Source organism: Georgenia sunbinii (assembly GCF_036421875.1).
Taxonomy (GTDB): domain Bacteria; phylum Actinomycetota; class Actinomycetes; order Actinomycetales; family Actinomycetaceae; genus Georgenia_B; species Georgenia_B sunbinii.
On the sequence record NZ_JAZGOL010000007.1, the window covers coordinates 1 to 12,311 of the forward strand.

Here is a 12,311-nt window from a genome sequence, read left to right on the forward strand (position 1 = left end):
GACGGCGCCGGCACGACGAGCACCGCGCCGTCGCCGTCGAGGAGGAGCCCGGGGTCCTCGGCCCACCGCGCAGCCGCCAGCCGGGCGCGGTCGAGCACTGCCCGGGCGACCGCTGGCCGACCGGTGCGCTTCCAGGCGAGCACGATGCCGCGCACCGGGCCGGCGTAATCGGCGAGCGACCAGGCCGCCAGCAGCGGCCCGGCGTCCCCCGGCACCGTGAGCAGCGGGGCATCGGCGTCGCAGCGCACCGGTGTGGCCGAGATGAGCTCGCGGCACCGCGCGCAGACCGCGACGTCCCAGGCGCCGCAGCCGGCGCACTCGACCGGCAGCAGCAGGTCGGCGCCGTCGCGGCCCACCTCCCGCAGCAGGGTCCTCATCCCAGCAGCCTGACGCTCGAGGTGCGGCGCCACCGGCCCCGCGGCGGACGCTGGGGACGCCACCGGCGTCGCGTGGTGCTGTGGTGCGGCCCGGCCGGCTGCGGCCGTGCCGGGTCCGACCGGCTCAGCCGGGGAAGGCCGGGTCGCGGGCGCCGACGAGCGTCGGCGTCCAGCCCAGGCCGTTGCGGGCGAAGAGCTGGCCGTCCTCGGTGCCCAGCACCAGGCTACGGTCACCGGTGGCCGCGGTGATGGTCTGCGCACCCTCGACCGCCGGCAGGTCGGTGCTCGGCCCGCCGATGGTCACCAGGTGCACCGACGGCACGGGGTCGGTGCCGCTGGTGCCGAGGATCGCGACGGTCGTCTCGTCGACCCAGGTCACCACCGAGGCGCTGAGGAGCATGTCGCCGACGCCCACCGGCTCCCCGAGTGCCACCGGCGCCCCGCCGGCGTCGCGGACGACGGCCGTGACGTCCGCGCGGGAGACGCCGTCGGTCTCGGAGACGACGACGGCGCGCGCGCCGTCACGAGAGATGCGCATCGAGAGCACCGAGGCGTCGGTGAGCCAGCTGGCGGTGACGTCGACGGCGGTGCCGTTCGGCTGCAGCGCCCGCACCGTGCCGTCGCTGCGCCGCGGGGTGGTCCACACCCACCCGAGCCGGTCGATGGACGGCGCGACGAGGTCGGTGCCGGTGTCGAGCAGAACGGCCTCCTGCTGCGTGGTCGGCCGGGTGATGAGGCGGTCGGTGCCGTCGAGCAGCACGATCGACCCCGGGGTCTCGTCGTAGGGCAGCGCGGGCGAGCGGGGGTCGAAGCCCTCGAGCGCGACGCCGTCGGGCAGCGGCAGCAGCTCGGTGCCGTTGAAGCGCAGCAGCTCGTCGTCGGCGACCACCACCGGGTTGCCGGTGACGTAGAGCGGCCGCAGCGGGCCGGGGACGTCCTCGTCCTGCGGCAGCGGGTTGCCGCCGACGGTGATCCGCACGGTGTGCGCCATCCGCAGCGTCCGCAGCGACTCCTCCAGCTGGGCGCGGAACAGCGTCCGCGTCGCCGGGTCCATGCTCAGCACCTCGGGGCTGAGCTCCACGGTGGCCACGCCGTCGGCGAGCAGCACGGAGTCCCCGACGAGCTGGGTACCGGTGGGGGCCGCCGTGGTCACGCCACCGGCGAGCCACGGGGAGGGCCCCTCGAGCAGCTGCCGCACGATCTGGGTGGCGGCGCTGCGGTCGGGGAACCACCGGGTCTCGGGCACGAGCATCTCGCGGTCGGCGGTGAGGAAGTACAGCTGCTGGTCGGAGTACTGGGCGTCGAAGGCCACCGGGGCCAGGAGGATGCCGTCGTCCAGCGCGACGATCCGCCACTGGCCGTCGAGCCCGCGGGCCAGCGAGAAGTCCAGCTGCATGACCGAGTCCGCCGCGGCCTCGGTGTAGCGGCCCTCCGCATCGAGGCTGGCGGACGCCGGCACCGCCACCCGCACCGCACCCTCGGGGGTCTCGGAGTAGATCGGTTCGTCACGGGCCGAGTAGATGCGGACCTGGGCCCGAGGGTTCCAGGTCTGGGCGACCGGTCCCGCGAGGTACTCCCGCGCCACCGCGAAATCGTCCCCGCCACCGGCGGCCACCGCCCGCAGGAAGCCCTGGACGATCTGGTTCGCGGTGGCGTCGCGGCTCGGGCCGTCGGCGATCAAGGTCACCCGGACGTCGTCGGGCGGGACGATGTTCGCGGCGGTCACCGGCCCGGAGTCCGGCATGGCCGCGCAGCCCGCGAGCGCGAGGCCGACGGCGGCCAGCACCGCGAGCGCCCGGCGGCGGACGGGGCGGCGGCGGACGGGGCGGCGGCTCATCGGTCCCCCAGGTCGTCGAAGGCGGGCATGGCGGTGGGTCCGCTGCTCGCGTCGGTCAGCGCCTCGTCGCCACGCAGCGGCGCGGGCCACAGCTCGAGCGGTGGCTCGGCGATGACGACGCCGGCCCGGCGCGGCAGCATGAGCCGGAACGCGGCCCCCTCGCCCGGCCGGCCCCACGCCTCGAGCGTCCCACCGTGGAGACGCGCGTCCTCCAGCGAGATCGCCAGCCCCAGGCCGGTGCCGCCGGTGGTGCGGGCCCGTGCCGGGTCGGCCCGCCAGAAGCGGTCGAAGACCCGGCTGGCGTCCTGCGGGGTCATGCCCACGCCGTGGTCGCGGACCCTGATCGCGACCGCGGTGTCGTTGACGCCCACGGCGATGTCGATCGGCCCGCCGTCGCCGTGCTCGATGGCGTTGACGAGCAGGTTGCGCACGATCCGTTCCACCCGCCGAGGGTCGATGTCGGCCGGGCATGGACGGCCCGGCCCCTCGACGACGATCCGCGACCCGGCGCGCTCGGCGAGCGGCTCGGCCACCTCGACGGTGTGAAGCACGACGTCGTGCACGTCGCGCTCCTCGACGTCGAGCAGTGCCGCACCGGCGTCGAACCGGCTGATCTCCAGAAGGTCGGCGAGCATCGACTCGAAGCGGTCGAGCTGGGTGTGGAGCAGCTCGGCGGACCGCGCCATCGCGGGCTCGAACTCCTCGCGGTTGGCGTGCAGCACCTCGCTGGCCATCCGGATCGTCGTCAGCGGGGTGCGCAGCTCGTGGGAGACGTCGGAGACGAACCGCTGCTGCAGCCGCGACAGCTCGGCCATCCGCTCGATCTGGTCCTGCAGGCTCTCCGCCATCTCGTTGAACGACCGGGCGAGGGTGGCCAGCTCGTCGTTGCCGCGCACCCGCAGCCGCTCGTCGAGCAGCCCGTCGGCTAGCCGCTCGGCGATCCGCGCCGCCTCGCGCACCGGGCCGAGCACCCGCTTGGTCATCACCCAGGTCATCACGCCGAGCAGCAGCAGCAGCACGACGCCGCCCGCCCCGAGCACCCGCAGCACGAGCACGAGGGTGCTCTCCTCGGGGCCGAGGGTGTAGACGGTGTAGAGCTCGTGGCTGCCGACGACCGGCAGCGTCACCTCGGCTCCCACGATGATGCCCGGTGCCGCCCCCATCGAGACCGGCAGCGAGATCGACTGCCAGTACTGGCCGCCGTCGGCCACCGTCGCACGCAGCTCCGGGCTGACGACGTCGTCGTTGAAGAGCCGCTCGGGGATGACGGTGTCGTTGATGATCACCTGCGAGCTCTCGTCCGGCGAGCGCAGCAGCATGGTGCCGACCACCCCGCTGCCGCCGGTGTTGGTCGTGCTCCGCACGAGGTCCTCGGCCAGCGCCTGCACCTGCTGGCCGGTGTTGGCGGTGGCTCCGTCGAAGCGCTGCTGGGCGGACTGCACCCGCGCCGCGGCGTCCGCGAGGATCTCGTCGCGGCGGGACTCGAACAGGCCGTCGCGGATGGTCGAGGTGAGCACGACGGCGAGGATGCCGACGGCCGCGACCCCGACGATCACCGTGGTCAGCGCCACCCGCAGCCGCAGCGAGGAGCGCCAGGCGAGCACGAGTCGCGACATCCTCACGAAGGTCCGGTCCGCCGGACCCTCGCGAGGCGTGCCCCTGCCGGCGGTGCTCACCGCTGCGTGGTACCCGCCCGGTATCCGACGCCGCGAACGGTCACGACGACCTCCGGGTTCTCCGGGTCCTTCTCGATCTTGGCGCGCAGCCGCTGCACGTGGACGTTGACGAGCCTGGTGTCGGCCGAGTGGCGGTAGCCCCACACCTGCTCGAGCAGCACCTCGCGGCTGAACACCTGCCAGGGCTTGCGGGCGAGCGCGAGGAGCAGGTCGAACTCCAGCGGGGTGAGCGCAATGGTCTCCTCGCCGCGGGTCACCTGGTGACCGGCGACGTCGATGAGTAGGTCCCCGATGGCCAGCCGCTCGGTCTCCGGGCCGGTGGTGCGCCGCAGCCGGGTCCGCACCCGGGCGACGAGCTCCTTGGGCTTGAACGGCTTGGGGACGTAGTCGTCGGCGCCGGCCTCGAGCCCGATGACGACGTCGACGGTGTCGGACTTCGCGGTCAGCATGATGATGGGGACGTCGGACTCCGCACGGATGAGGCGGCACACCTCGATGCCGTCGAGCCCGGGCAGCATGAGGTCGAGGAGCACCAGGTCCGGCTGGGAGTCACGGAACCGGCCCAACGCCTGGGCGCCGTCGGGACACATGACGGTCTCGTAGCCCTCCCCCTCGAGCACGATGCCGATCATCTCGGCGAGCGCAATATCGTCGTCGACCACGAGGATCCGAGCATTCATGGCCCCATGGTCGCACTTTCCTCGTCCAGAACCGCCGAACCCGGCGCCATGTCGCGCCGCCAGCCGTCCCCGGCGCGGCGGGCATGGCACGATGACGGCTGTAACGAGCGGCGGCAGGAGTGGCATGAGCGAGCAGTCGGGTCCCGAGGACCCCAGGCACGGCCGCGGCGACGTGCCGCCCGGGCCGGTGCCGCCGCCCGGCTCGGTGCCGCCGCCCGACGCACCCGGTCAGTACGGCCAGTACGGCGGACCGAGCCAGTACGGCCAGTACGGCACCCAGCCGCCACCGCCGGGCGGCCCGCAGCCCCAGAACCAGTACGGCCAGTACGGCACCCCCGCCGACGGCGGTTACTACGGCGCCGGCTTCGTCCCGGTGCCGACCGCGTTCCAGCCCGGCATCATCCCGTTGCGGCCGCTGACGCTCGGCGAGATCTACGACGGCGCGTTCCGTGCCATCCGCACCAACCCGAAGGTGATGTTCGGCCTCGCCGCCCTGGTGATCGGCATCGCAGCGCTGCTCCAGGCGGTCTTCACCGCGCTGTTCTTCACCGAGCTGGACCAGGCGCTCAGCAGCGGCAGCCTCGACGTCAGCGTCGGTCAGACCGTGGCGCCGTTCCTCGGCATCCTCCTCACCAGCGTCGGCAGCGGGCTGGCGACCCTCGTCCTCGAAGGGCTGGCGATCGTCTCGGTGAGCGAGTCGGTCATCGGCCGGACCATCACGATCCGCGAGGTGTGGCAGCGCGCCAAGGGACGCCTCTGGCGGCTCCTCGGCCTCGCGGTGGTGCTGTGGCTCGCCGCGCTGGTCGCGTTCGTGCTGATCATCGTGGCCGTCGCGGTCCTCGTCGGCGGCACGATCCAGCTGCTTGACGACGGGGCGATCATCCTCCTCGTCCTCGTCCCGCTCGCGCTGCTCGCAGCCTTCGCGGTGTTCGCCTTCATCACGGTGCGCGTCATGCTCGCCACCTGCATCATCATGCTCGAGGGCACCGGCATCTTCGCCGCCATCGGCCGCTCCTGGCGGCTGACCAAGGGCCACTTCTGGCGGCTGTTCGGCATCATGCTGCTCACCGGCATCATCGTCAGCGTGCTCTCCGCGGTGCTGTCGGTGCCGTTCAGCATGATCGGCACGTTCGTCGCGATGGAGAGCCTCACGCTGTCGGTGGTGCTCAGCGCGCTCGGCCAGCTGGCCGGCTCGGCGCTGGCCATCCCGGTGCTGGCCGCGGTGCTGGCGCTGCTCTACGTCGACGTCCGGATGCGCACCGAGGGCCTGGACGTCGAGCTGGCGCGGGCCGCACAGGGGTCGTGAGCGCGCACGTGATCCTCGCCCACGGCGTCCCCGTGACGCCCGACTCCGAGGAGGCCCGTCGGTGGGCCGCCGACGAGCTGGCCCGGGACGTCTACAGCACCGAGCCGGGCCTGCTCGAGCGCGCGTGGAACTGGTTCGTCCGCCAGATCGAGCGCCTGCTGAGCTTCGAGGCCGCCGCGCCGCCCAACCTGGTGCCGATCATCGTCGTCATCGCGGTGGCCGCGCTGCTGTGCCTCGCGCTGTACCTCGCAGGCCCGGTCCGCCGGCGGCGGGCGGTCGCCGCCGAGCGGGCCTCCCACGCGGTGTTCGACGACGTCGACGCCACCAGCGACGACCTCACCCGGCAGGCCGACGACGCCGCCCGGCGCGGTGACTGGGACCGTGCGGTGCTCATGCGCTTCCGGGCGGTCGTCCGGTCCCTGGACGAGCGCGCCGTGCTCGACGACCGCCCCGGGCTGACCGCCCACGAGGCCAGCACCGCCGCCGCGGGGCGGCTCCCGGGCTGCGGCCCCGACCTCCTCTGGGCCGGGCGGCTGTTCGACGACGTCTGCTACGGCTCGGTCCGTGCCCGGGCCGAGCAGGACGCCCGGCTGCGCGACGTCGCCGGCGCCGTCGCCCGGGCCCGGCCGGAACGGGCGGTCGCGGCCGCCGGCTCCTGGGCGGCGCTGTCGTGACCGCGCCCACCGCACCCGTCGGCGCTCCGCCGCCCGACGTCGTCGCACCGGCGGCCGACGCGCCCGACGGCGCCGAGCAGCCGCCGCCCCGCCGTCGCCGCCGGCGGGTCTTCCCGGTGGTGGTCGCCCTCGTGCTGGTGCTCGCCGTCGTCGCCGTCGTGCTGGCACGCAGCTCGACGTCCTCGATCCCGCTCGCGCCGGACAACCCGCAGCCCGGTGGCGCCCAGGCCGCCGCAACGATCCTCGAGCGCGAAGGGGTCAGCGTCCGCACCGCGCACACCACCGCCGACGCCGTCGCCCTCGCCGGCCCGGGCACCACGCTCCTCGTCACCGACGGCCGCCGGCTCGACGACGCCCAGCTCGCGGCGGTGCGCGACACCGGCGCCGACCTCGTCCTCACGCAGGTGATGTTCCGCCCCGACCTCGAGCCGCTGACCAGCGACGTCGAACCGTCCTCCGTCGGCAGCCCCACGCCGGTCACCGCGCAGTGCAACGACACCGACGCGACCGCCGCCGGCGAGATCTCCCGCAGCACCGGTGGCGTACAGGTGCTGGGCGGCGACGTCGAGCTGTGCTTCCCCACCGGCGACGGCACCGGCGCGTTCGCCACCTGGCGAGCCGACGACCGGCAGGTCTCGGTGCTCGCCGACGGCGGCCTGCTGAGCAACGACAACCTCGCCGAGGCCGGCAACGCCGCTCTGGTGCTGCGGGTGCTCGGTCGCCACGAGGAGCTCGTCTGGTACCTGCCAAGCATCGACGACACCTTCAGCGACGGCGACGGCGGCGGCGAGGCTGGTGGCGACGGCGCCACCGGGCAGCTGCTGCCGCCCGAGGCCACCGTGATCGGCTGGCAGCTGGTGGTGCTCGCCGCCGTCGGTCTGCTGTGGGCGGCGCGCCGGCTGGGACCAGTGGTCACCGAGGCGATGCCGGTCGTCGTCCGCTCCGCGGAGACCACGCTGGGCCGCGGCCGGCTCTACCGTCGCGGCCGCGCGCACGTCCATGCCGCGGCCGGGCTGCGCGCCGGCTTCGCCGCCCGCACCGGCCGGGCGCTCGGGCTGCCGCACGCCGCCCCGCCAGGCACCCTCGTCACCGCGGTGGCTGCCGCCACCGGGCGTGACGAGGTCCTCGTCGGCCGGCTCCTCTACGGGCCACCACCGACCACCGACGACCAGCTCATCACCCTCACCCGCGAGCTCGACATCCTGGAAAGCGAGGTCCACCGAACGTGACCACTCCCCCCGCGAGCGAGCCCCAGTCCTGGCCGCCCCGTACCGACGTCCCCGCGCCCGGCGCCCCCGCCGCCCCGCCGAGCGCGCCACCGGCAGCGCCGAGCGCGACTCCCGCGCCGAGCGCGCCCGCCGCGCCGGCGCCGGCAGCGGCGGCCACCCCTCGCGGCCGCCTCACCGCGCTGCGCGCGGAGATCGCGAAGTCGGTCGTCGGGCAGGAGGCCGCCGTCACCGGGCTCGTCATCGCGCTGCTGTGCCGCGGCCACGTCCTGCTCGAGGGGGTGCCCGGGGTGGCCAAGACGCTCCTCGTGCGCACGCTGGCCGCCAGCCTCGACATGGGCACCAAGCGGGTCCAGTTCACCCCCGACCTCATGCCCGGTGATGTCACCGGCTCGCTGGTCTACGACGCCCGCAGCGCGGAGTTCTCCTTCCGCGAGGGCCCGGTGTTCACCAACCTCATGCTCGCCGACGAGATCAACCGCACGCCGCCCAAGACGCAGGCCTCGCTGCTCGAGGCGATGGAGGAGCGCCAGGTGACCGTCGACGGCGAGCCGCGGCCGCTGCCCGACCCGTTCATGGTCATCGCCACCCAGAACCCGGTGGAGTACGAGGGCACCTACCCGCTGCCGGAGGCCCAGCTCGACCGGTTCCTGCTCAAGCTGCTCATGCCGCTGCCGGAGCGTGCCGACGAGATCCAGGTGGTCTACCGCCACGCCCACGATTTCGACCCCCGCGACCTCGGCAAGGCCGGCGTGCGCGCCGTCGCCGGGCCGGCGGACCTTGCCGCCGCCCGTCGCGAGGTCGCCCAGGTGCAGGTGTCGCCCGAGGTGCTGGGCTACATCGTTGACATCTGCCGGGCCACCCGGACCTCGCCGTCGCTGTCCCTCGGCGTCTCGCCCCGGGGCGCGACCGCGCTGCTGGCGACGTCGCGCGCCTGGGCCTGGCTCACCGGCCGGGACTACGTCACGCCCGACGACGTCAAGTCCCTCGCCCACGCCACGCTGCGCCACCGCGTGCAGCTGCGGGCGGAGGCCGAGCTCGAGGGCGTCACCGCCGAGACCGTGCTCGACGGCGTGCTGCGCACCGTTCCCGTCCCCCGCTGACCCTCCCCCCTTGCCACCGACAGCGGGATTGTCACCCACAGCAGACTTGCCACCGACAGCAGGATTGTCACCCACAGCAGACTTGCCACCGACAGCGGGATTCTCACCCACAGCAGACTTGCCGCCGACAGCAGGATTGTCACCCACAGCAGGATTGTCACCGACAGCGGGATTGTCACCGACAGCAGGATTACCAACCGCCGACCGCCCCGGGAGGACCACGTGGCACTGACCAGCCGAGCGGTGCTCGTGGCCGCCGTCGGGCTGCTGCCGGTGCTCCTCGTGCCGCGGCTCTCGACGGTCGTGGCGTGGGCGCTGCTGCTCCTCCTCGGCTGCGCCGTCGACCTCGCGCTCGCCGCGTCGCCCACGCAGCTGACGCCGGTGCGGCAGGTCCCCCACTCAACCCGGCTGGGCGAGCCGGTGCTCGCCACCGTGACGGTCACCAACGAGGGCGGGCGCACCGCCCGCCTCCTCGTGCGGGACGCGTGGCCGCCGTCGGCCGGTACGGGCAAGAACCGGCACCGGATGACCGTCCCCGGCGGGCAGGCACGGCGCGCCCGGACCACTCTGCGCCCCCACCGCCGCGGCGACCGGCACGCCGACCTCGTGACGCTCCGCTCGACCGGTCCGCTTGGGCTCGCCGCCCGGCAACGCTCGGTCCAGGCCCCCGCCCGGCTGCGCGTGCTGCCTGCCTTCACCTCCCGGCGCCACCTGCCGTCCCGGCTCGCCCGGCTGCGGGAGATGGACGGGCGCGCCGCGGTGCAGACCCGCGGCGAGGGGACCGAGTTCGACTCGCTGCGTGAGTACGTCATCGGCGACGACGTCCGGGCCATCGACTGGCGCGCCACCGCCCGCCGCGGTGACGTCGTCGTGCGCACCTGGCGCCCGGAGCGCGACCGCCGGGTGCTCATCGTCATCGACTCCTCGCGGCTGGCTGCCGCCCGGCTGGGCGAGGAGCCCCGGCTGGAGGCGCAGATCGAGGCCGCGCTGCTGCTCGCTGCGCTCGCTTCACGGGCCGGGGACCGGGTGAGCGTCGTCGCCGTCGACTCGGTGGTCCGGGCCCGGGTGGCCGGCGTGCAGGGACCGCGCCTGATGTCGGCGCTGGCGGAGGGCCTGAGCCAGGTCGAGGCGTCGCTCGTGGCGATGAGCTGGACGCAGGTGACGCAGGCGGTGCGCGACTCGCTGTCGCAGCGCTCGCTCGTCGTCCTGCTCTCCGCGCTCGACCCGTCCACGGTGACCTCCGGGCTGCTGCCGGTGGTCGGTGCGCTCACCCGCGACCACCAGGTCGTGCTCGCCTCGGCGAGCGACCCGCAGGCCGAGGAGATCCGCACCGACCGCCGCTCGGCGGAGAGTATCTTCGACGCCGCGGCGGCCGAGCGCGGCGCCCTCGAGCGGCTGGCGGTCGCCGGCCGGCTGCGCCGCCAGGGCGTAGAGGTCGTCGAGGGAGCGCCCGAGGACCTGCCGCCGGCGCTGGCCGACGTCTACCTCGCCCTCAAGTCCGCCGGAAGGCTCTGAATGCCCTACCTCATCCTGCTCGGCGCCATCGGGTTCGAGGTGCTGGGCACCAGCATGCTCAAGAGCACCGAGGGCTTCACCCGGCTGTGGCACACCGTGGCCTGCCTGGCGGCCTACGCCGCGTCCTTCGTGCTCCTCGCCCAGGCGGTGCGGTCGATCCCGGTGAGCGTGGCCTACGCGATGTGGTCGGGGCTCGGCACGGCGACGATCGTCGGGATCGGCGCGATGTTCCTCGGTGAGCCGATCACCGTGACGAAGGTGCTGGGGATCGGGCTCATCGTCGCCGGCGTCGTCGTGCTCAACCTCGGCGGCGGCGCTCACTGAGCTGACCGGCCGGGCGGGTCAGCCGGCCTGCGCGAGGGACCGATGGTGATCTTCAGCCAGGTCGGCAGCGACAACGCTGCCTAACTCGCGTGCAGGACCTTGAGGTACACGACGCTGGCGGCGGCCATGCCCCAGCTCGTGAGGCTTCCCACGAGGAACTCTTCCGCCTTCGAGCCGGACTCTCGGTCCGCCGAGATCTCCGGGAAGCGCACGATTCCCTTGGCGGCGAGCAGGGCGGCGATGATGCCGTCGGCACCGCCGGTGGCCAGGACCACGATGAGCAGCCGTTCCAGCGGCCCGATCCACCGCCCGCCCCGGAGCGCATGGCCACTCTCGCCCGAAGGGACGGCTGTCGTCCCAGCGCCGGCTGGCGTTCCAACGGCTCGTCCGAAGGACCTCTCCAGCAGGCCTACGAATCGTCGTCGCTGCCCGACGGCGTAGTTCACGGTGTGCGCGTCCTCCAGGTGGGCACGGCCGAGCGTCGCCCGCGCCACAAGGTTGCCGCTGGCCATCAGGAATGTGGCGACGGCGACTGCGCCGACTGCCGTCGCGAGCGACACCTCGGCCATCGCACCGAGCGAGATCCGGGAGTAGGCGTCCACGACAAAGCCCGTCGTCCCAGTGACGGCGGGACCGAATGCCGTAAGCGTGCCGACAACGAGCAGAAGGAGTGCCACCGGCCAGACCTGTCGGGGTCGTTGTTCATCGGCGATGGGCAGGCTGAGCATCCAGCCGCAGGTGAGCGCCACACAACCGGCCATGGCCAGCCACCACACCCCCAGCCCCGCCACAGCGACGACCGCGACCACCACCCAGGCAGTGACAGTCCAGGTGATCGCCGCACGCCGGGATCGGGCGCCACGTGCGACATCGGTCAGTCCGATGAGCAGCAGGAGGACCGAGGCGACGATCACGGCATCACGTCTTCCAGCACCTGATGAGCCGCGAGGAGCGCCCCTCCACCCGACCGCTGCAGATTCTGCGAGACCGCCGACTGTGTGATGCCCTCCTGCTCAGCCACCTCGGATTGCGAGCGCCCCTGGAGCACGCCAGCAGTGAGCCGTCGCTCGCGCGGTCGCATGGCACTGATCGCGTGGTCACATAACAAGAGGTAGGCGTTGACCACGGCGGCAGGACCACCCGACGGCTGGTCCGAGACGAACCACGTGCGCAGGTAGGGGTTCGTCCGGTTCTCGCGCCGCTGTGCCTCGTTGATCGCTTCCCGCGCCGCCCACCAGGCGCTGCCGTCCTGGATCGATCTGGTCGCCCCCTCTCCCACCTGCTCGACGTCCCCCTCGCCGATGCCGAATCGGCAGTCCATACCCGGGGGAAGTAGCAGCCTGGCGATCGCAACTGCCCGCACCGCACTGCTGATGTCTGTAGAGACGGCCTGGAACTCGTCACCAACGGTGGGCCACAGTGACTGTACGAACAACCCAGCCACCCGGTCGAAGACTCGCAGGATCTCCTGCTGAGCACGTTTCCGGTCGGCCAGATCGCGCGACTTCACGATGTCGACAATGATTGCCACCGCTCGCATGAGATTAGCCTAGCACTAATACTCGACGAAGTATTAGGTGCCGGCTAATGACG

At 73.4% G+C, this 12,311-nt stretch carries 11 protein-coding genes and 1 pseudogene; 6 read left to right on the forward strand and 6 right to left on the reverse strand.

All coding sequences use genetic code 11. The features are described from left to right. From V2J52_RS15030 to mtrA, 4 genes and pseudogenes are all read right to left on the reverse strand, one after another. A pseudogene (locus tag V2J52_RS15030) lies at positions 1 to 377 on the reverse strand (ComF family protein); the annotation flags it as partial. A gap of 124 nt (positions 378 to 501) precedes the next feature. Further along, positions 502 to 2,214, reverse strand: a complete 1,713-nt coding sequence (locus V2J52_RS15035; RefSeq protein WP_331228545.1) for an LpqB family beta-propeller domain-containing protein — start codon at positions 2,212 to 2,214, stop codon at positions 502 to 504. Then, positions 2,211 to 3,830 carry an MtrAB system histidine kinase MtrB gene (mtrB, locus tag V2J52_RS15040; RefSeq protein WP_331228546.1) on the reverse strand — a complete coding sequence of 540 codons (1,620 nt, stop codon included), beginning with the start codon at positions 3,828 to 3,830 and terminating at the stop codon, positions 2,211 to 2,213. Before mtrB ends, V2J52_RS15035 begins: the two co-directional genes overlap by 4 nt. Before the next feature lie 56 nt (positions 3,831 to 3,886). Then, a complete protein-coding gene (gene mtrA / locus V2J52_RS15045; protein WP_331228547.1) occupies positions 3,887 to 4,570 on the reverse strand; it encodes an MtrAB system response regulator MtrA in 684 nt (227 codons plus the stop codon). A 124-nt stretch (positions 4,571 to 4,694) separates the two neighbouring features. Between mtrA and V2J52_RS15050 the strand changes: the two genes are divergently transcribed. The 6 genes from V2J52_RS15050 (at position 4,695) to V2J52_RS15075 (ending at position 10,718) form a co-directional block, all read left to right on the forward strand. Next, positions 4,695 to 5,876 (forward strand): DUF7847 domain-containing protein, encoded by a 1,182-nt coding sequence (locus tag V2J52_RS15050; protein WP_331228548.1) that lies wholly within the window; start codon positions 4,695 to 4,697, stop codon positions 5,874 to 5,876. Further along, positions 5,873 to 6,550 carry a DUF4129 domain-containing protein gene (locus tag V2J52_RS15055; protein ID WP_331228549.1) on the forward strand — a complete coding sequence of 226 codons (678 nt, stop codon included), beginning with the start codon at positions 5,873 to 5,875 and terminating at the stop codon, positions 6,548 to 6,550. The genes V2J52_RS15050 and V2J52_RS15055 overlap by 4 nt, the downstream gene beginning before the upstream one ends. Continuing rightward, entirely contained in the window at positions 6,547 to 7,779 is a 1,233-nt protein-coding gene (locus V2J52_RS15060; RefSeq protein WP_331228550.1) for a DUF4350 domain-containing protein, read from the forward strand. The genes V2J52_RS15055 and V2J52_RS15060 overlap by 4 nt, the downstream gene beginning before the upstream one ends. Then, the gene (locus tag V2J52_RS15065; protein WP_331228551.1) at positions 7,776 to 8,879 is read left to right on the forward strand and encodes an AAA family ATPase; all 1,104 of its coding nucleotides are present in this window, start codon (positions 7,776 to 7,778) and stop codon (positions 8,877 to 8,879) included. The genes V2J52_RS15060 and V2J52_RS15065 overlap by 4 nt, the downstream gene beginning before the upstream one ends. A 222-nt stretch (positions 8,880 to 9,101) precedes the next feature. Next, a complete protein-coding gene (locus V2J52_RS15070) occupies positions 9,102 to 10,394 on the forward strand; it encodes a DUF58 domain-containing protein (protein WP_331228552.1) in 1,293 nt (430 codons plus the stop codon). Continuing rightward, positions 10,395 to 10,718 (forward strand): DMT family transporter, encoded by a 324-nt coding sequence (locus V2J52_RS15075; protein ID WP_331228553.1) that lies wholly within the window; start codon positions 10,395 to 10,397, stop codon positions 10,716 to 10,718. An 80-nt stretch (positions 10,719 to 10,798) separates the two neighbouring features. Here V2J52_RS15075 and V2J52_RS15080 read toward each other — a convergent pair whose 3' ends face one another. Together V2J52_RS15080 and V2J52_RS15085 are read right to left on the reverse strand one after the other, a co-directional pair. Then, on the reverse strand, positions 10,799 to 11,530 hold the full coding sequence (locus V2J52_RS15080; protein ID WP_331228554.1) for a hypothetical protein: 732 nt from the start codon (positions 11,528 to 11,530) through the stop codon (positions 10,799 to 10,801). Between the two features lie 98 nt (positions 11,531 to 11,628). After that, entirely contained in the window at positions 11,629 to 12,258 is a 630-nt protein-coding gene (locus tag V2J52_RS15085; RefSeq protein ID WP_331228555.1) for a SatD family protein, read from the reverse strand. Positions 12,259 to 12,311: the final 53 nt, after the last annotated feature.

Bases quoted from the DNA above. Each gene is read 5' to 3' on its own strand.
- V2J52_RS15075 (WP_331228553.1), top strand. From the start codon at position 10,395: ATGCCCTACCTCATCCTGCTCGGCGCCATCGGGTTCGAGGTGCTGGGC.
- mtrB (WP_331228546.1), bottom strand. From the start codon at position 3,830: ATGTCGCGACTCGTGCTCGCCTGGCGCTCCTCGCTGCGGCTGCGGGTG.
- mtrA (WP_331228547.1), bottom strand. From the start codon at position 4,570: ATGAATGCTCGGATCCTCGTGGTCGACGACGATATTGCGCTCGCCGAG.
- V2J52_RS15050 (WP_331228548.1), top strand. From the start codon at position 4,695: ATGAGCGAGCAGTCGGGTCCCGAGGACCCCAGGCACGGCCGCGGCGAC.
- V2J52_RS15085 (WP_331228555.1), bottom strand. From the start codon at position 12,258: ATGCGAGCGGTGGCAATCATTGTCGACATCGTGAAGTCGCGCGATCTG.
- V2J52_RS15035 (WP_331228545.1), bottom strand. From the start codon at position 2,214: ATGAGCCGCCGCCCCGTCCGCCGCCGCCCCGTCCGCCGCCGGGCGCTC.